The following is a 17345-nucleotide window of genomic DNA, read 5'->3' as shown; positions in this document are numbered from 1 at the left end:
TGCCGTCTCAGGGTTGGACGCCGTTGCTGGCCTGAATGGCCGGGGGCGGTGTATCGCCGATTGGCTGGAGCAGGTCGCGCTCGATCGTGCGCGCCATGGTGAGCATGGGCAGGGCGTGAACACTCTTTATAAATGGCTCCTGAAGGTCACGGCCGCTGCGGTCGAGCATCTGGAACAGCATGCCGATGATGCTTGAGCCCAGCGGCGTGATCCAGCCGAGGGTCTGTACGGCGGAGAGCGGCAGGATGATGCAGAACAGATGCGTCGCGATTTCGGGCAGCATGGAATACTGCGCGGGCAGGGGCGTGTTCTTGATGCGCTCAAGGCCGCCCTGCGCGTTGGCGATATCGGACAGGATGCGGTCCACCGTGCCGTGAACAGCGCCGTCGATTCCCTTGAGCTCCACTTCATCCCGCACGCCAAGGCCGATCTGGTAGAGCAGCATGTTGGCGGTGTTCGAGCAGGAAAAGACCTTCTCGTACAATTCGGGTGACAGGAGGCGCTTGGTGTCCTCATTGGGCGGGTCGCCTCTGAGGGCGGCGCGCAGAACGTGCGGATACGCGGCCATGGCGCGGGCCAGGTCCGGGCGTCCTCCCAGTAGCGTTGCGGCTTCACGACCGAAGGAGCGGCAGTTGTTGGTGATCGCGCCCCACAGGGTGCGGCCTTCCCACCAGCGGTTATAGGCGGCGTTGTTGCGCATGCTCAGGAAGATGGCCAGCGCCGTACCCATCAGGGAAATCGGCAGGGAGGGCTGCTCCATCCAGTCCTGATGATAGATCTGGAACAGGATGACCACCACGAAATCCCACAGCGTCAGGATGAACAGCGGGGGAAGGGATTCCCGGAAAAGAATGGCCAGTCCATGTGGACGGTTGACGATCAAACGGCTGTCTCCTCGGATGGGCGGAATACGCAGACAAGTCCATGGTGAGCGTAGCGGCGAACAGTCTGTCCGGCCAACAGCAAAGGGTGTCTGTCTTTTTACTTTCTTTTGCAGCCGCACCTCTTGCCGCCATGCCTTCCGATACGACACCCTGTCTCCACTGCTTCAGAGGAGAGTGATGTTATGGACGTGACCGCAGCTATTGCGTTTGAGGCCGGTCGGCCGCTGGAAATCGATACGGTTCAGCTTGAAGGCCCACGCGACGGGGAAGTTCTGGTCGAGATTATGGCCACAGGGCTATGCCATACCGACAAATACACGCTGTCCGGTCAGGACCCTGAAGGTCTGTTCCCGGCCATTCTGGGCCATGAAGGAGCGGGCATCGTTCGGGAGGTCGGGGCCGGGGTGAAGCATCTCAAGCCCGGCGATCATGTCATTCCGCTCTATACGCCCGAGTGCCGGGAATGTCCGTCCTGCCTGTCGCGCAAGACCAATCTGTGTACGGCCATTCGCAGTACGCAGGGTAAGGGGCTGATGCCGGATGGCACCTCTCGTTTCTCTTACAAGGGACAGCCGATCCATCACTATATGGGCTGCTCGACCTTCGCGAATTTTACGGTGCTACCGGAGATTGCACTGGCGAAAATCCGTTCTGACGCGCCATTCGACAAGGTCTGTTACATCGGATGCGGCGTGACGACGGGTATCGGGGCCGTGCTGTTTACGGCTCAGGTCGAGGCCGGAGCGACGGTTGGCGTTTTCGGACTCGGTGGCATCGGGCTCAATGTCATTCAGGGTGCCAAAATGGTCGGGGCGAACCGGATCATCGGCATTGACATCAACCCCGAGCGCGAGGCGATTGCGCGCCAGTTCGGCATGACGGACTTCGTGAACCCGAAAGAACTGGGTCCGAACGCCGATCTCGTCGGACATCTGATTGAGATGACGGGCGGTGGTCTGGACTACACGTTCGAGTGTGTCGGCAATCCGACCCTGATGCGTCAGGCGCTGGAGAGCGCGCATCGCGGCTGGGGCGTGTCGTGCGTCATTGGTGTCGCCGGTGCCGGACAGGAAATCAGCACGCGGCCGTTCCAGCTCGTGACGGGACGCCGCTGGATCGGCTCGGCCTTTGGTGGTGCACGCGGGCGGACCGATGTGCCGAAAATCGTGGACTGGTACATGGACGGCCGGATCAACATCGACTCCCTCATCACGCACAAGCTGAAGCTGGCGGACATCAATCTGGGCTTCGACATGATGAGCCGGGGCGAGAGTATTCGTACCGTCGTGGAGTACTGAGCATGTCGGATGTTGAAGCGTCGGGCGACGTTCCGGGTCTCGAGGTTCTGGCGCATCACGCCTGTTTCGACGGCTCCCTGCGGTTCGTGCGGCATCATTCGGATGCGCTCGGCGTGCCTGCAACGTTTGGAGTATTTCTACCGAAAGAGGCGCTGGCGGGGCAGAAAGTTCCAGTCATTCATGTGCTCGCCGGACTGACGGCCACGCAGGAGACGTTCCTCATCAAGGCTAATGCCCTGCGTTTTGCCGCCGAACACGGCATCGCGCTGGTCGCTCCCGACACCTCCCCACGCCATACGGGGATCGAAGGTGAGGATGATGTCTACGATCTGGGGTCGGGGGCAGGGTTTTATATCGACGCCACGTCCGCTCCGTGGAGCCGTCACTATCGTATGGAAACCTATATCGGGGAGGAACTGCCCGCGCTGACCGAGCGGCTTTATGCACTGGATGGCACCCGACGCGGCATCATGGGGCATTCAATGGGAGGTATGGGCGCGCTGATTCAGGCGCTGAAATATCCCGGTCGCTGGAAGACGGTTTCGGCCTTCGCACCGATCTGCCATCCGAGCACCATTCCGTGGGGCCAGAAGGCGTTCGATGCGTATTTCGGCGGCGATCCGGCGAAATGGCAGAGCTGCGATCCCACGCTTCTTCTGCGGTCAGGGCACACACACCCTTCCACTATCCTCGTTGATCAGGGGCTGATGGACCAGTATCTGGCGGATCTGTGCCCCGACGCTCTGGAGGGGGCCGCGAAGGAGGGCAAACAGGCTCTCGAACTGCGTCGCCATGCCGCCTATGACCATTCCTACTGGTTCGTGCAGAGTTTCATTGCGGACCATCTGACCCATCATGCCAGGGGGCTATCCGCGTGAAGCGTTCCGTTCTTGTTGCTCTTTTCCTGCTGGGAGGCTGCGTCTCGCAGGTTCCGACGGGGCCTTCGCTCACGCCCACGGCCCATACCGATTTCCGGCACGATACTCTGGCTCTGACCTGGCAGCCGGGGTTCTGCGCTACCGGCGGCGGGTGCGAGTGGGACCAGACGCATCGGATCTCGATCGGTCTGCACGGGCTGTGGGCTTCAGAACCGCACAGTCTGGAAGCGCAGGGTGTGCCGGTGCAGGAATGGTGGTCGAAGGGTTGCGATCTCTATGACCATAACGACACCCCGCCGCAGCTTCTGCCAACGACGGTGGAGGCACTGCGGGGCGTCGTGCCACATCTGAAAAAGCCGCTTTATGTGCATGAATACACCAAACATGCCCGTTGCTTCGGCTATGATGCAGACCATTTTTTCGTCACGTCCATGCAGATGCGGGACCGGCTTGCGGCGTCGGCATTCGGACTGTGGCTGTCGCAGCAGGTGGGCTTTCAGGTCAACCGAGATGACATGCTGGCCACTTTCGCGCGTCTGATGAATGTTCGGGACAGCCGCGCTCTTCAGGTCCGCTGCGAGCCCGCGCATAATGGACAGATGGTCCTGACGCAGCTCTGGTTCACGCTGGACCCGAAGAAGCTGTCGCGCTTCCCTTATGAGGGCGCTTATCTGTCTTCACCAGACGACCAGAATGGCTGCCCGGCCACGTTCCTCGTGCCGGGCTGGACCCTGTCCGGTCAGGCTGCTCAGCGGCCGTAAAGCTCTTCGGCGCTGATTTCGGGCTGCGACGTGTCACGCAGCCCGTCCGGCGTGACGCCGTGATAGAAACAGCTCCGGCGACCGGTGTGACAGGCCACGCCGGTCTGATCGACGATCATGAGAACGGCGTCCATGTCACAGTCGAGCCGCGCTTCGATCAGTTTCTGCTGCTGGCCCGAAGTCTCGCCCTTGCGCCAGAGCTTCTGGCGGCTGCGGGACCAGTAACAGACACGACCGGTCAGAAGCGTCTCGCGCAGGGCGTCCGCGTTCATCCAGGCGAGCATCAGCACCACGCCGTCCGGCGCCTGCGCAAGGGCTGAAATCAGGCCGTTCGCATCGAATTTCACTTGAGCGATGATGTCATCGACAGTGGACGGGGCAGGGGCAATATAGGTCACGAACGCATCTCCTCAACGCATTTCCGGTGAGAACCAGGCGGGCCAGACGACAGAAAGCGGTTGTCCGTTGCAGGTCAGTTCGGGGGACGACCATGCGTCCCGCCGCAGCATAGCGAGCGCCCGGTTGCCGCTGCGCGAGCGGATGTCTCCAACCTCGCGCTCTCCCGCGATGATCGTTCCGCCTTCATCGGAAAACGTTCCGTCCGACAGGACAACGGGCAACAGGCGACGTTTGACAAGGCCACGGTAATGGGTGCGGGCGGTCAGTTCCTGCCCCATGTAGCAGCCTTTTTTCCATGAGACGCCGTTCAGAAGGTCCATGTCCGCTTCAAGCGCCAGTGTCTGCTCGCTTTCGAAATCCATCACGTCCGGCAGGCCCATCGTGAGGCGGCGCTCCAGAAATTCGACAGGTGTTTCACCGCCTTGCCCGGTTCCGGTGACGATGGCCCGCCAGCCCGCGCCATCATAGCGCGGGTCCGGGGCATGCGTGATCGCATCGACTGGAAAGGGTCGGTTCTCTGCGCCAGTGACCACGTGCAGATCTGTTTTTTCGATCTGCACGTCCGCGCGGAGACGGAAGCGGGAGAGGCGTTTGACGAGCATGTCGGCATGGTCGTCCGCACAATCCATCAGAATGCGGTCGGATGCGTCATAAAGAAAAAATTCGCTCAGCCAGCGGCCCTGCGGCGTCAGAAGCGCACTCCAGACAGAGGTCGCGGGCGTGAGGGCGTGGGCGTCATTGGTGATGAGGCCCTGAAGAAAGCTGGTCCGGTCCGCCCCTGTGAAGGACAGGACGGCGCGGTGGGATAGAGAGTGATTCATGGGACAGACCGCAGTTCCGACAGCTTCCAGCAAAACCATCCTGCCGGAAAAACGTCTGACCATAACGACGAACCCTGTAAACCGCCAGTTCGGGAAAGTGAGGGTATTTTCGGGAATGGGGCTGTTTCAGTCCGTGACGGCGGGTTGCAGTCTCGCAATACTCGGAGGATATTGACCCATCGCGGCAGTATGGTCCTGTTCCGCGACCCCGTGCCTGTCCGGAGAGGAAAGACCTTGTCAGCCGCAGAAATCGTGGACCCGACGCAGAGCCCCGCCAGTGATCGTCGCCGGATCTTTCAGATCCTGGGGCCGTTCGTGGGCGTTCTGCTGGTCATTGCCGCGATCACGGGCATCAGTCTTCACAATTACCAGACGACCCGCAGGGGCGCGATTGCGCTGTCCAACGATCTTCTGCGCAGCCAGCAGCGCTATGTGACGCAGGAAGTGAGCGACTATCTGGCTCCGGCCTCCGTCGGCGCCATGATCGCGCGGGACATGTTCCGCGATCCGCTGACGAATACTACCCCTTCTACGTTCATGCTCTACGGACGCTCCATTCTGGCCCATGCGCCTCAGGTGGACAGCTTCTATATTGCGAACGATCAGGGGCAGTTCTGGATGATCACGCGGCATGGAAAGGACGGTTTCGAGCAGACCCATTTCCAGACCGACGATGGCAAACAGGTCTATCACCACGTCTATACGGATCGTGACGGCAATATTACGGGAGAGGCGGCGGACCCGGCTGACGGCTACAATGTTGTGGTGCGTCCATGGTTCGCCAAGGCCGTCAAGCATCAGAACGATCCGGGCCGTCAGCTTCACTGGACGGATCCTTACGCCTTTGTTTCCACGCGTCAGTTCATCATTACGGCGTCGCTCGCCTATGACGGGCATGACGGGCACAAATCGGTCTTTGCAATCAATGTCTCGCTGAATCAGCTCACGTCGTTTCTGAACAAGCTTCAGGTCGGGCGCAGCGGGCAGGCCGTGATCGTGGACATGCATGGCCGGATCATCGCCGGGCATAATCTGGCCCCCGGACAGGACCCCAAGACTTTCGATCCGGGGAATGTCTTCCTTGATCCCAAGACACAGCCGGTCTTCACGCAGGCGCTCAACCGGTATCGCATCGAAGGGCCGGGAACGGGCGTGGTGCATGCGCGGGGGAAGAACTACGTTACGATTGCCTCTGAACTGCCGTTCGTACACCGGCAGTGGGTTCTGCTGCTGAATGCACCCGAAAGTGATTTCGCCGATTTCGCGCAGACGGCGCGGCGACAGAATATCGGGTTTTCACTGCTGATCGTCATGCTGGCTTCCGTTCTGGCGTTTGCGCTGGTGGCGCAGGGGCGGCATGTGGAGCGTCTGCGAAAGCGGATCCAGCGGGGCCGGGAGCAGATCAGGGCGGAAAATGCCTCACTACTGGAAATCGCCAGCACGCCGGATCTGTTCGATCCCGCTCATGAAGTGCCGATCCTGACGGAAGCCCTGACCGCGCGGACCAGCGCGCGTCGCGCCAGCCTGTGGCGGCTGCTGCCGGATGGCGACCGTCTGTTGTGTGAGGATGCGTTCGATCCATCGCGCGATGTTCACAGCACGGGCATCGAAATCAGCCGCCGCGAAAACGGCAAGCTGTTCGAGGCTCTGGACGAAGGACATACACTGTCGATCGCGGATGCCTCGCAGGACGAGCGGACGCAGAACTTCCAGCGCGTCATCATGCGGGCCGTGGGCGCCAGCACACTGCTGTTCCAGCCGGTCCGCAATGCTCACCGGACGGTCGGCGCCATTGTTCTGGAAGATCCGGGGCAGCCGGAGACGATGGAGCATATCATTGCCATTGTCGGCTCCGTGGTCGCCCTGCGCTTTGCCAAGCCTTTCGATGCGGCGGCCGACGGCACGTCCGGCTTTGCGGTCGCGGCCGAGAAATACGAGACGCGCTTTGGCGAAGGCTTCCTGCTGGAGCCGTCGCCCACGGCGGAAGAGCCGGTTGCGGCCGGGTTCTACCCGCAGGTTCCGGTCATGGTCATTTCCTTCGTAGACCCTTACGCGCCGGATCGCGACAGCATCACGCGCGCCATGACCGTTATCCGCACGCTCAGTATTGAAATCCAGAAAATCGCCCGCGACAGCGGGCTGTTCTCCGTGCAGGTGGTAAGCAACAGGCTCGTTCTCGTGGGCGGCTGCTCGCAGACGCCGGACCCGTCTGCCGCCGTGCGTCTTGCGGATGCGGCGGTGTCGATCCGTGAGGCCTGCCTGTCGTCTCTGGCGGCGGCGGATCTGGACCCCGTGTTCCGGATCGGGATGGATGTGGGATCTGTCATGGCCTCCGAACTGGGCGAGGCGCCCTCCGTCTTCAACATCTGGGGCGATGCGCTCAACGGGGCCGAACTCCTGACCGGGAGCGCACCGGATGCCGGGACGATCCAGGTGTCCGAACAGGCCTATCTGATCCTGCGGGAGCATTTTCTCTTCCGGGCCCGCGGGATGTTCTACCTTCCCAATAGCGGCATTACCCGCAGCTTCATTCTGGCTGGCCGCCGATGAAAGGACTGCGCAATCTCGACCGGATCACGATGGTCCGGACCATGCTGGTCCATCTGGGATATTTTTCCCGCACGCAGATGCGTTTCACGCTGATGATGATCGGGGCCGGCTGGGGAATCATGCGGGAGGCGACCCGCCTGACGACATGGCGGCGGACGGTGCGGATCGAATTCTGGGCATCCCTGCATCAGGCTGTGGGCGGAGGCCTGCTGAGTACTCTGGTGACGGCGGCGCTGACAGGTTTCGGAATCGTGGCGCAGACTGTCTACTGGCTCGGCTTTGCAGGTATGGCACAGATGACGGGGTCCATCCTGTCCACTGTTCTTGTGCGTGAAATCGCGCCGGTTCTGGTGGGCGTGATCCTGTTGGGGCGTTCGGGGATGTTGATGCTGACCGAACTCGGAACCCTCACGACTGGCGGTCAGATGCGCGCCATGACCGGAATGGGGGTCGATCCCTTTATTTCGTTTCTTGTGCCGCGCAGTCTCGCCATGACGATCAGCGGCTTTACGCTGGGCATCATCTTCAGCCTGACGGCGCTTGTCGTGGGTTATGCAGTCTGCCGCGTGGAAGATGCGATCACGATGCCGATCTGGGCGTTCATGGATCAGGTCGCGGGGAGCGTAAAACCGATCGACTATTTCGTGATTCCGGCGAAGTTCGTTTTCAGCGGCTATGCGGTGGGCGTCTGTTCATGCCTCTCGGGCATGGATGTGACCACCGAAGACGATCTGGCAAGCATGCTTCCGCGCGGGTTTGCACGCGGAATGCTGTCGATCATGGTCATCAATGTCGTTTTCAGCGTGTGTTTCGATGGCTGAAAACGACGACGTCCTGTCCGATGCGCTGGAAGCCCGGCTCGAATTAGTGGACGCGCGTCCACGGTTTGATGAGAGCGGCTTGGTGTCGAGCCGCTATAATCTGCGTCTCAACCCCGGCGAGTGCGCGCTGATCGAGTGTCGGGACATGGGGCAGGCGGCACTGTTCGCCGATATGTGCGTGGGTCTTATTCCGCTTGATGACGGCCATGTGCGTTGCATGGGCATGGACTGGGCCGATCTGGACGAGCGGCGCGCCAACGCATTGCGGGGACGGATCGGACGGATCGTGGTTACGGGAGGATGGGTGGACCTGTATGGGACGCATATGAATATCCTGTGGCCGCAGCTTCATCACACGCGCACGCCCATCGAAAAACTTCAGGCACAGGCCGTGCATCTGGCGGTCACGCTGGGTCTGCCGGGCCTGCCGGTGGTGCCACCGGGACGCCTGTCGGCGATGGACCGGCAGCGCGCGGCCTGTGTGCGGGCCATGCTGGGGGAACCGGCGCTCCTGCTGCTGGAACACCCGATGGAAGGGGTTTCCGCTAGCCGGATGAATGCGTTTCTGTCTCTTGTGACCGATCTGCGGGACCGTGGCTGCGCGGTGGTGTGGATGGCTCCGGATGAAAGCGGGTGGGGAGATTATGCGTCCGATGCCACGATCCGCCTGAGACTGTACGATGATGGACTGTTTTCGATGCGAGGTTCCTGATGTTCCGCCTGCGCCAGACCGAGACCGCCCGCCCGCTCTTTCAGAACCGCTATGCGGATGAATGGGTCGGGCTGCTTGTCCTTGCTGCGATCGTCATGTTCGCGGTTGCGGTCGTAGAGGCCGGATTCCTGCGTCAGTGGCTGACACCGGAAAAGAAGCTGCATTTCATTCTACCCGAAAGCGGCGTGGCAGGGCTTGCGATCGGCAACGATATCGAAGTCATGGGCGTCCACGCCGGTGAAATCCGGCGCCTCAAGCTTAATGAAACGGGCCGGATGTATGCGGAAGGGGACCTGGACCCGCAATTCGCAAATTTCATCCGTCAGGACAGTACGGCCGTCATCCGCCATCGCCTGATCGTGGCGGGGGCGAGTTACATCGAACTCGGGCGGGGTAAGGGCAAGCCGCTGGACTGGGACTATGCGGTCCTTCAGGCCACGGTAGAGGCGAACCCGGCAGATGTGATTACCCAGACCGTCATGGATCTGCGCAGCAAGCTGGTGCCGGCGATGAATAACGTCCAGCTCATCACGGCGCAGGTGAACGACATGATGACCGATATGCGCAAGGGGCAGGGCACGATCGGCGGCCTGCTGGTGAAAGATGACGTTCTGGACAAAGCCAATGCGGCCCTGGCACATCTCGATACCGTCATTGCGGATCTGAAGCCCATTGAAAAACAGGTCGGGGGAGTCATGACCAAGGTGGATGGAACGATGGACAACGCGCGGGCCGCGACTGCGGGTCTGCGTCAGAGCATGCCTCAGATCCAGCAGACCATAGGACATGCCAACACCGCGACCGCCCAGCTTCCGGCCCTGCTGGCGCAGGCCGAAGCGAGCGCGAGCAGTCTGCGCAAGCTGACGGATCAGCTCCGGGGCCTGTGGCTGCTGGGCGGCGGGGGGGCGAAGCAGGAGCCTTCCCATCGTCTTCCGGCACAGGCAGTGCGCCCATGAAGCGCGGTCTTCTGGCCTGTACGGCTCTGATCGTCCTGACGCTGGACGGTTGCTCTTCTTCCAATGCCACAAAAGGCGCAAAGCCCGATCAGCCTTATGAGGACGCCATGGATACGGGAAAGACCGTCTACGGTATCGGTCAGGCGGCTCAGGCCGAGGCACAGTACCGGACGGCCATGGACCGTGCGTTGATGCGGGACGATGCCGTCGCCATTCATGAAGCCGGCTTCAATCTCGCGACGGTGCTCCTGGTACAGGACAAGCCCCGGAAGGCCCTCCAGAGCCTTGGCGAAACCGAGACCGCGCTAAGCCTGCGCAATGTCTCTGATACGTCCGATCTGGCGGTGATCCGTGCGGCTGCCCTGTACAGACTGCATGACATGATGTTCGCGTCACAGGCCGTGGATCGCGCGTTGCAATCCCCTGATATGGGCATTCGCGAAAGAGCTCTGTATCTGTCCGGCCTGATTGCCGCAGACCAGAAGCGGGACGCTGTTCTGGCGCAACGCGTAAACGATCTGGCGGCTTTTCATGAAAATGGCGCGAGCGTTGACCGGCAGGAACTCCTGGCCCGTCTGGAGCTGTTGCAAGACCAGCCCGAACTCGCCTCTGACGGAGCACTCTCGGTCGTGAAAAGCCGTCGGGATGCTCTGGATTATCGCGGGATGCGTCGTGCGCTCACGCTGGCAGCCGATGCTGCAGAGGCCGCGGGCCATCCGCGTCAGGCCGCAGCCCTGCGGCAGCAGGAAAGCGCCAGCCAGCAGGTGGAGGCCAAGAAGGCGGAAGAGAGCGGTTCGGCAGAAACCCCCTGAACGCTCAGAACTGGCCGCGGGTATTGCCGGCCCGCTTGGCGTCGTCTTCGCACATATAGGTTCCGTGGGCCGTGGCGCCGTACCAGAAGCTGCCCTGTACATGATAGACATGGGTCACCGTGTTGACCCAGACCTGAGTGCAGGTCTCGCTGTTTCTGGTGTCTGCAATTTGTGTGACCGGAGCTTTTCCGTCCGAAGGGACGGTGATGGCAGCGTTTTCGACCTTGGGGACCTGTGCGAGTGCCGTTCCACCCAGAAACCCGAGAACCAGAAAAGAAGCGAGCAACGTTTTCATTTGGAAAATCCTCTGTCAGCGATCCTTGTCTGCTGTGAGGTTATGTAAATAAATATTTATGCCAAAATCACGAACGGGTAATTCCGGCATCCGGAGATAACGTTCCTGTTAAATCACAAATAACAGATCGGTTATCTGTGATTTATTATTATAGGTTTCCAAGAACCTTGAGTCCGATCAGTGTTGCATTTGGAATGATGGACGTTTCGCCGGGGCGCATCATGTATTCGAACTCAGGCTGCACCACGAGGCCGGGATGGATGGGAATACCGTAATAGGCTTCCAGAATGGCGGAATGGGTCTGCGGGCCGTTGACGAACGCGCCCATGGACATGCCTGCAAGCTGTCTCAGGCGCTGCCCCAGCGTAATGGCGGGGCTCATCTGGTAGTAGGAATACATCACGCCGAAACGGTCGAACGGTCTGCGTGGAATAATACCCAGAAGCGAGGCCCCAACATAGACCTGATCGGAGAATGTCGAGACGCTGGGCGTATTGTGCACATAGCCCGCAAGAACGTATCCGCCCGCCATTAGCCCGCAAGAACGTATCCGCCCGCCATCTGATGCTGGCCACCCTTGCGATAAACCATCTGGTCGGCCTCGATATAAAATGTATCCCGGGGTTTGTTGGCATCGTGAAATACGTCATGCGCGAACATTGCCGGAATTGTCCCCAGACGGTCGGCATAGGGGGAGGTGTCGTGTCCGAAGCCAAGTTTGTAATGACCTGGCAGATTATCTTTACCGATAAAGGGCTCCCAGGTCAGCTCGATGGGAAGCATGACGCCTGTGGAGGTTTCACTGCCCCAGGCCCAGCCGCTCGGATTTTCCGTCAACGGGCCGACCTTGTAGACGCCGGTGCGCAACGTCAGGTCGCGGGTGGGCTTGATTCGCAGCGTGCCGCCCCATGTGGCTTTCGGATAGACGCTCCAGCCTTCATCGGCCTTGATTGCAGGCGGCGCGGAACACTGCACCATGAACGTGCAGAGCAGCACCGACGTCGCATAGGTATGCGTCAGCGTGATGCGACCGATATTGATGTTGACGCGGTTGTTGAAGAACGACTTCTCAACGTAGATATCTGCCAGATGCGCGGCGGCATGGCCCGAAAGGCTGTAGACTTCGCTCAGCAGGATGCGATGCTCCCCGACATGGTCGTAGGAGATCTGACGGCCCGCACGTTCCATCATTACGGCGTGCAGGATCCAGCCATCCAGCCCCAGCAGTCGCCCGAGATCCCAGCGCGTGTTGAAGGTCAGTTCATGGGCGTAGGACATCCCCTTGCTGATGCCGCCCCCGACATTCGCCATCGACTCTCCCTTGTAGGAGAATTCAAAGCTGAAGCCGCGCTCCGCCAGCCAGTTCCGGTAAGGCGAAAGCTGGGGCACGAGATGGCCGAAGGCTTCGGCCGGAACGTAATAACCGGCCGTCAGGTCACTGCGGCGCAGGGCATCGTTGTTGCGGTTGAGGAGTGAGGAAATGCTTTCCGTATCGAAGATCGCGCCCAGGTGGTCGGCGGAAGGGGCGGCCGGATGAGACTTTCCGGTGGCTGTGTGCTGTGCTGTGCTGGCCGGATGCGAAACGCCGGCTGAGGTTGACGGCAGCAGGCGTACCATTGGCTGGTGCGGAGCCTGCTGAAGCACTGGCGCCGTGCCCTGTGCATGAACGGTTAGTGGAAGTGTGGTGAATACTGAAAGGATATTGATCTGCAGGAGTATTTTCAAAAAACGCGGGCGAGACATGTCTGCTTTTCTTTCCTGCGATCATGGGCTGCATGATGCATGACTGTAAATCTGGTCTGTGAAAGCAGAACGCTCAGGGAATCCCATGGTGCGTTTCTGGTTCTCCAAGGAAAGATAAAATCCGTAATGAAGAAAATTCCCAATCACATAATCCGGAACTTTCTTCACTAAATAAAAAAGTACAATATATTGTACTGATTCCGGGTCTATTTTGTATCGTCCCGGACAGGGGTATCTTTTGACAGTATAGAGGCAGGTTCAGCTCAGGTGGCGCTCACGTTCAATCAGAGCCAGCCCTTCGGCAACGGACACGAACTCCGATCCTCCGTCCACGCGTTCCGCACCGAAACGCCGGTCGAACAGGTTGCGGACCGCGGGGACGAAAGAGGTGCCCCCGGTCAGGAAGACCCGGTCGATATCGTCTGGTCCCAGACCGGTCTGGCGCATGGAATCTTCGATGGCGCCGTCCAGACGTTCCAGGTCGGGGGCGATCCAGCTTTCGAAATCGGCACGGGTGATGGTCTCTTCGATTTTCAGATCGCGATGGACGAAGCGCAGGACGGTACTGTCCTGACGCGACAGGTCGCTTTTGGCCTGGCCAACCGCACGATAAAGATTCTGGCCTTCCTGATCCTCGATCAGTCGTAGCAGGCTCCGCAGCTTTTCCGGCTCGGACGATGTCTTGGCGACGTCTGCGATGTCGCGCAGCGTCTGAGGCGTGCGCATCAGGGACAGGCGATGCCAGCGGCCAAGGCTTGCGAACCATTCGGCCGGGACGGGCAGGGGCTGTCCGCCCATGACGCGATAGGTCGCATCCCGGCCCAGTGCCGGGGCAACGGCATGGCTGATGATGCGGTAGTCGAACTGGTCGCCTGCGATACCAACGCCCGAATGGCCCAGTGTCGTGACGCGCTGACGGGCCTGCGGGTCAAAGCGCATGATCGAGAAATCGCTGGTGCCGCCACCGAAATCGCCAACAAGAACGGTCGCCGGGCGGTCGAGGCGTTGCATGAAGCGCCAGCCCGCGCCCTCGGGTTCGAGCACGATATTCGGTTCGGGGAAACCTGCTTCCAGAAAGCTCTCGCGCAGACGAGCAACGCCGAGCGAATCATCGGCCAGTTCGCCCGCAAACCGCACTGGGCGGCCGATCGTGGCACTCACATCGGATGGGTTCAGCCCGGCCTTGTCCATCAGCGACGTGAGGAAACGGGCGATCAGGGCTTCGAGCGTCATGACACTGCTGAAAACCCGCGTTTCGCGAAAGGATCCCTGCGCAAGGTAGGTTTTCATGGACATGATGAGACGGCTCTCGGCCGGATCGTCGAGATAGGCCTCGATGGCGTCCAGCCCGATCGCGTCTTTCATGACGCGGCGTCGTCCGTCCTGATCCATCCACAGACAAAGCAGGGTGCGGCAGGTTTCGCTGGTGGCGTGGTCCGTAAAGACGAAGCGGGCAGGGTGGGTATTGCCGTTTTCATCCGCAATTACGACCACGCTGTTGGTGGTGCCGAAATCAATACCGACGCGGATTTTGGTCTGGTTGTGTCCGGGCGTCGTCATTGGTTCTGCTTTCTTCCGGTTTGGGCAAAGGGCGTGGGTTTAGGGAAGAAGCCGTCAAAGGCCAAGCATAAAAAAGGGGAAGCACCCTTTCAGGTCCTTCCCCTTCTTGTGCCTCGGCTGAGATCAGGACGCGGCCATCTCGCAGACGGCTTCTTCCGTCACGGCCGGACGCATCGTGCCCATCTCGGCTTCGGACTGCACCATGGGTGACATTCCAAGCGCGGAGAGGAGTTGGCGATCACGGTGTTCAGCCGGGTTCGGCGTGGTCAGGAGTTTCTCGCCACAGAAGATCGAGTTCGCACCCGCGAGGAAGCACAGTGCATGGGCTTCGTCGGTCATGTTTTCGCGCCCTGCGGCAAGGCGGACATGACTTTCCGGCATCATGATACGCGCCGTTGCAATGATGCGGACGAAGGTGATGGGATCGACGGCTTCGGCCTCGCCCAGCGGGGTGCCTTCAACGCGGACAAGCAGGTTGATGGGCACGCTCTCGGGGTGCTTGGGCAGGTTGGCGAGCGTCATCAACAGACCGGCACGGTCGGACAGGTCTTCACCCATGCCCACGATTCCACCACAGCAGACATTGATGCCTGCGTCGCGCACGTTCGAAAGCGTGTCGAGACGCTGCTGGTAGGTGCGGGTGGAAATGATGGAGCCGTAAAACTCTTCGGACGTGTCGAGATTGTGGTTGTAATAATCCAGCCCCGCCGTCTTCAGGCGCTCCGTCTGCTGCGCATCGAGCATGCCGAGCGTCACGCAGGTCTCCAGCCCCAGCGACTTCACGCCTTCGATCATCTCGCAGACGGTTTCGAGGTCATGATCCTTCGGCGTGCGCCAGGCGGCTCCCATGCAGAATCGGCCCGCACCGGCTTTCTTGGCAGCGCGTGCTTCCTTCAGAACGGATTCCACGGCCATCAGGCGCTCGGCCTTGACACTTTTTTCGTGAAGCGCGCTCTGCGGACAATAGGCACAGTCTTCCGGGCAGCCGCCCGTCTTGATCGAAAGAAGCGTGGAAATCTGCACTTTCGTGGGGTCGAAGTAGCGACGGTGCAGGGTCTGCGCACGGTACATCAGCTCCGGGAAAGGCAGGCTGATAAGGGCTTCGACTTCGTCGCGGGTCCAGTCGTGGCGGACGTCTGGGTGGGGCGTATGGGTGGCCGTCACGGATCAATCTCCAAGGGTTGCTGCATCACACCTACCCAAAATTGTCCCACCGTGTCATCTGATCGTCACTATTGGTGAGCCGGAAAACGGACGAGGTTGCAGAATGAAACACTGGCATATTGATCAGATGGACTGGAACTCCTTTGATCCGTCCCGCGTGGACCCCGAGATCATCCCCCTCGTTAAGGCCGCTTCCGTGGTGGAAAAAAACGGTCTCGACTATGCCGAATATCTGCGTCGCGTCTTCGTCGGAGACCCGGATTTCAGCGCGGCTGCCGCGAACTGGGCGGTCGAGGAAGTGCAGCACGGTGATGCTCTTGGCCGCTGGGCCATGCTGGCCGATCCGTCCTGGAACTATGAAAAGGCGTTCGACCGCTATCGCGCATCGTACAAGATCGACGCCGATGTGGACGCTTCCATCCGCGGCTCCCGCACGGGCGAGCTGATTGCGCGCTGTATGGTCGAAACCGGTACGTCGTCCTTTTATACGGCACTCGCGGACGCGACGGACGAGCCATTGCTCAAGGCCATCTGCAAGCAGATCGCAGCGGACGAGTACCGGCATTTCAAGCTGTTCTACGATCACATGCACCGGTATCTGAAGCGCGAGAAACTAAGCGTCTGGGCGCGGACGCGCATTGCGCTGGGTCGTGTGACGGAGAGCGAGGACGACGAACTGGCCTCGGCCTATCACACGACCAACGAGCCGCCAGGCATGGCTTATGACCATCAGCGCTGCATTGCGGCCTATATGTCCAAGGCAATGGGCTTCTATCAGCCCAAACATATCGACCGCGTGACGGCGATGATTTTCAAGACGATCGGCTTTACGCCGCATTCGCGCTGGCAGAAGCTGGCATCTTCGCTGGTCTACCGGTTGATCCAGTGGCGCCGGAAAGTCTTCAGGAGGCAGGTTCAGGCCTGAGGACTTCCACGCAACATCCGGAAACTGGAAAAAAGAAGACGAAACCGGGCGTCTGTGCCATGAAAGGCACCTGATTCTTTCGCCTGCGTCCGGAGATTTCGATGACCGTTTCCGCCATTTTCTCCCGTCGTGCCGTCTACGGCGCAACCCTGTCCCTCTGTGCCGCCGGGCTGTATCAGTTTCCGACAGCGAAAGCGGATCCCTATTCCCTGCCGATCGCATCGTCCGGTCCGGTCAAAACCGATACGGTGAGCCCCGCCACCCTGTCCGCGCAACAGTTGGCCAAGCAGGTCGGTTACGCGCAGTTCACCGCGCCGGACTGGCATGTCGGGCCGGTCCGGCACATGGTGATGTTCCGCTACACCAAGGATTCCACAACGGCCCAGCGTGCCGAAGTGTCGGGACGTTTCCTGCATCTCGCGCAGGACAGCCGTCGTGCGGACGGCAAACCGGTTGTCGCCAGCATCGAAACCGGCTTCCAGAACAGTGGAGAAGGGGCGGATGCCGGCCTTCAGCAGGCATTTCTTGTGACGTTCCGCTCCGAAGGAGACCGGAATTATTACGTCGGCAAACCTGTCGTGACAGACGTGGCGTTCATTGATCCCGCCCATGAGGCCTTCAAGGAATTTGCCGGGCCGTATCTCGAAAAAGTTGTTGTCTTCGATTACCCGGTCGCAGCTGCCGTGACACCGGAAGGCACGGGCGCAAAGATCAAAAAAGCCCGCAAGGCCCACTGAGCGCAGCGCGGGCATTTTGTCCTTTTGAC

General features: G+C 60.4%; 17 protein-coding genes and 1 pseudogene. 11 read left to right on the top strand and 7 right to left on the bottom strand.

Annotated features, from left to right (window positions below; translation table 11 throughout):
• Positions 1-7: 7 nt before the first annotated feature.
• Positions 8-883, bottom strand: coding sequence for a bestrophin family protein (locus GAL01_RS00235; RefSeq protein WP_062030254.1), 876 nt, complete (start codon positions 881-883; stop codon positions 8-10).
• A 183-nt stretch (positions 884-1066) separates the two neighbouring features.
• Between GAL01_RS00235 and GAL01_RS00230 the strand changes: the two genes are divergently transcribed.
• From GAL01_RS00230 to GAL01_RS00220, 3 genes are read left to right on the top strand one after another with little or no spacing between them, the layout of a single operon-like run.
• On the top strand, positions 1067-2182 hold the full coding sequence (locus GAL01_RS00230) for an S-(hydroxymethyl)glutathione dehydrogenase/class III alcohol dehydrogenase (protein ID WP_062030253.1): 1116 nt from the start codon (positions 1067-1069) through the stop codon (positions 2180-2182).
• A gap of 2 nt (positions 2183-2184) precedes the next feature.
• Positions 2185-3060, top strand: a complete 876-nt coding sequence (gene fghA / locus GAL01_RS00225) for an S-formylglutathione hydrolase (protein WP_062030252.1) — start codon at positions 2185-2187, stop codon at positions 3058-3060.
• Positions 3057-3821 (top strand): ribonuclease T2 family protein, encoded by a 765-nt coding sequence (locus GAL01_RS00220; protein WP_062030250.1) that lies wholly within the window; start codon positions 3057-3059, stop codon positions 3819-3821. Before fghA ends, GAL01_RS00220 begins: the two co-directional genes overlap by 4 nt.
• Here the strand turns inward: GAL01_RS00220 and hisI are convergent.
• Positions 3809-4219, bottom strand: a complete 411-nt coding sequence (hisI, locus tag GAL01_RS00215) for a phosphoribosyl-AMP cyclohydrolase (RefSeq protein ID WP_062030248.1) — start codon at positions 4217-4219, stop codon at positions 3809-3811. The genes GAL01_RS00220 and hisI overlap by 13 nt on opposite strands.
• A gap of 12 nt (positions 4220-4231) precedes the next feature.
• Positions 4232-5041: a CAF17-like 4Fe-4S cluster assembly/insertion protein YgfZ gene (gene ygfZ, locus GAL01_RS00210; RefSeq protein ID WP_062030309.1), complete on the bottom strand. Its 810-nt coding sequence runs from the start codon at positions 5039-5041 to the stop codon at positions 4232-4234.
• Here ygfZ and GAL01_RS15620 point away from each other — a divergent pair.
• Genes GAL01_RS15620 through GAL01_RS00185 form a run of 6 tightly spaced genes read left to right on the top strand, consistent with a single transcriptional unit; the run spans position 5040 to position 10892 of the window.
• Positions 5040-5216, top strand: a complete 177-nt coding sequence (locus GAL01_RS15620) for a hypothetical protein (RefSeq protein ID WP_156474575.1) — start codon at positions 5040-5042, stop codon at positions 5214-5216. The two genes, ygfZ and GAL01_RS15620, sit on opposite strands and share 2 nt — an antisense overlap.
• 59 nt (positions 5217-5275) lie before the next feature.
• Positions 5276-7591 (top strand): cache domain-containing protein, encoded by a 2316-nt coding sequence (locus tag GAL01_RS00205; protein WP_062030246.1) that lies wholly within the window; start codon positions 5276-5278, stop codon positions 7589-7591.
• Complete coding sequence (locus GAL01_RS00200) at positions 7588-8412, top strand: MlaE family ABC transporter permease (protein WP_062030244.1); 825 nt, start codon at positions 7588-7590, stop codon at positions 8410-8412. The genes GAL01_RS00205 and GAL01_RS00200 overlap by 4 nt, the downstream gene beginning before the upstream one ends.
• Positions 8405-9124, top strand: coding sequence for a P-loop NTPase family protein (locus tag GAL01_RS00195; protein ID WP_062030243.1), 720 nt, complete (start codon positions 8405-8407; stop codon positions 9122-9124). Before GAL01_RS00200 ends, GAL01_RS00195 begins: the two co-directional genes overlap by 8 nt.
• Positions 9124-10080, top strand: a complete 957-nt coding sequence (locus tag GAL01_RS00190; protein ID WP_062030242.1) for an MlaD family protein — start codon at positions 9124-9126, stop codon at positions 10078-10080. The genes GAL01_RS00195 and GAL01_RS00190 overlap by 1 nt, the downstream gene beginning before the upstream one ends.
• Positions 10077-10892 carry a tetratricopeptide repeat protein gene (locus GAL01_RS00185; RefSeq protein ID WP_062030241.1) on the top strand — a complete coding sequence of 272 codons (816 nt, stop codon included), beginning with the start codon at positions 10077-10079 and terminating at the stop codon, positions 10890-10892. Before GAL01_RS00190 ends, GAL01_RS00185 begins: the two co-directional genes overlap by 4 nt.
• A gap of 4 nt (positions 10893-10896) precedes the next feature.
• Here GAL01_RS00185 and GAL01_RS00180 read toward each other — a convergent pair whose 3' ends face one another.
• The 4 genes and pseudogenes from GAL01_RS00180 to bioB all read right to left on the bottom strand — a co-directional run bounded on the left by GAL01_RS00180 (position 10897) and on the right by bioB (position 15654).
• Positions 10897-11187, bottom strand: a complete 291-nt coding sequence (locus GAL01_RS00180; protein WP_062030240.1) for a hypothetical protein — start codon at positions 11185-11187, stop codon at positions 10897-10899.
• 148 nt (positions 11188-11335) lie between these two features.
• A pseudogene (locus tag GAL01_RS00175) lies at positions 11336-12930 on the bottom strand (carbohydrate porin).
• A gap of 258 nt (positions 12931-13188) precedes the next feature.
• Positions 13189-14490: an Hsp70 family protein gene (locus GAL01_RS00170; RefSeq protein ID WP_062030239.1), complete on the bottom strand. Its 1302-nt coding sequence runs from the start codon at positions 14488-14490 to the stop codon at positions 13189-13191.
• A gap of 123 nt (positions 14491-14613) precedes the next feature.
• Complete coding sequence (gene bioB, locus GAL01_RS00165) at positions 14614-15654, bottom strand: biotin synthase BioB (RefSeq protein ID WP_062030238.1); 1041 nt, start codon at positions 15652-15654, stop codon at positions 14614-14616.
• A 103-nt stretch (positions 15655-15757) separates the two neighbouring features.
• On the opposite strand from bioB, the gene GAL01_RS00160 reads away from it, so the two are divergent.
• Together GAL01_RS00160 and GAL01_RS00155 are read left to right on the top strand one after the other, a co-directional pair.
• Positions 15758-16579, top strand: a complete 822-nt coding sequence (locus tag GAL01_RS00160; protein WP_062030236.1) for an acyl-ACP desaturase — start codon at positions 15758-15760, stop codon at positions 16577-16579.
• Positions 16580-16680: 101 nt separating this feature from the next.
• Positions 16681-17316 (top strand): Dabb family protein, encoded by a 636-nt coding sequence (locus GAL01_RS00155; protein WP_062030234.1) that lies wholly within the window; start codon positions 16681-16683, stop codon positions 17314-17316.
• The last annotated feature ends 29 nt before the right edge of the window (positions 17317-17345 follow it).

This window comes from Gluconobacter albidus, assembly GCF_002723915.1.
In the GTDB taxonomy this organism is placed as follows: Bacteria; Pseudomonadota; Alphaproteobacteria; order Acetobacterales; family Acetobacteraceae; genus Gluconobacter; species Gluconobacter albidus.
The sequence above is the reverse complement of the archived record's forward strand: the minus strand, read 5'-3'. Positions and strand labels throughout refer to the sequence as shown.